At 48.9% G+C, this 1,412-nt stretch carries 1 protein-coding gene and 1 pseudogene; both read right to left on the bottom strand.

All coding sequences use genetic code 11. The features are described from left to right. Nucleotides 1-877, bottom strand: an 877-nt coding sequence (locus tag ACFR9S_RS14035; protein WP_379818907.1) for a helix-hairpin-helix domain-containing protein, incomplete at its 3' end; no start/stop codon positions are given. A gap of 2 nt (nucleotides 878-879) precedes the next feature. After that, a pseudogene (locus ACFR9S_RS14030) lies at nucleotides 880-1,412 on the bottom strand (hypothetical protein); the annotation flags it as partial.

The raw sequence follows: 1,412 nt of genomic DNA, 5'->3' as shown, positions 1-1,412 counted from the left end.
TCGAATTGAAGTAGAAGCCACTATCCAAGCAGTCCTGCACGAATTGATTCTCCCTCAGGCTGCTGCCTTTGAATACTGCATCTGTGATGCCTCGGAGTTCCTCATCCAGTTCTTCCTCAATCTCTTCTTCCTCCTCAAACTCAGTTTCCTCTTCCTCAAGTACGCCAGCACTCTCTCCGCTTTGTTTGATACCTAGCTCAAGCACCTGCTCGAATCTCCAGTCTCCTGGTGTATCACGTAGGAATTTGTTGAACATCTCCACACTGTCTTCTGCGGGGATCGTTTCTAGGTTGAAGTTGACTCTCTTGATTCCAGGTTTTCTCTCGCTGAGCCTCTTTGACTCCCAATCGTCAAAGAAGTCGCTGGCGGCATTGAACTCATCAGCGTACCGGTATTCCTGAGTTCCTTGCCAGACCCCGTCTTCGTCTGTCTGTGTGAGGGAAACAGTAATTGAACGCGTTTGTGTGTTCTGGAGAGGTCGTCGAGAAGGACTACGGTCTTCATACTGTAGATTGATTTCAAATCCATCGTCCGTGTTAACAACACTTTGCACTTCCAGATCTTTGTTCCCATTATACTGGTAGCCTTTCCCCCTGTTCCTTTCCAAATCTTGTATGAGGTCTTCTTCGTCCGCTTCGCTCTCGAAAATGAACGCTGTGGCCTTCTTCCTCTTGTCCTTTTCCAGCACGTCTTCTTTCAGCGAATTCGTACGGTCATACCCGATGTACATCCGGCGTGTGAGGTCGGCTAGGTCTTCTGTTTCGCCGGAATGTACTAGAACGTGCGAATGCCTGCGGAAGAATGCTTGTGCTTTATCACGCCCGTACTTTTCCTCGACAATGGCCTTGTAGTCCTGATCGCTGGGGTATTCGTCCATAGTTAGTCCTCCCTCAGGTCGTCTGCGTATGACTTGTAATCTACCTGCGGCAGTTGGTGGAACTGGAAAGGTGTATCTGGTGGCAGAATACTTCCCTCAAGTTTCTCAACTGCCCGCTCATACTGCTCGTCTTCCTCCTCACCGGCTTCTATATACGAGTAAATCCAAACCTCATCGGCGTCGAGCAATTCGTTGTCGCGTAGCGAATAGTACAGGAATTCCAGACTATCTTTGTCTGTACCAGCGGAATTGAACACAATGCTGACATCCCTCGTCTCAACGTCCTTATTGTTCAGTTTAGTCTTCTGAAGCTTTGCGTAGACGAAGTCAGAGAACAGGTATTCAAAAGAGATAGTACTCCTTCGGTCAGGAGCGGCCCTTGGCTCTTGTAGTGACGGATAGTAGAAGTTGAGATCTCCCTCGATAATGTCCTCGCCGTTGGTGTGCGTTTCCTGAATCTCTTTGTACTTTCTTTGTATGCTGGCGAGACGGTTGAGTTCCCTGTTGCCGAGGATTAGGACGTGGCTGGGACCTC

Source organism: Halolamina salina, from assembly GCF_042678005.1.
Taxonomy (GTDB): Archaea; Halobacteriota; Halobacteria; order Halobacteriales; family Haloferacaceae; genus Halolamina; species Halolamina salina.
Note: the sequence above shows the minus strand (reverse complement) of the source record. Positions and strands in the feature narration are given on the sequence as shown.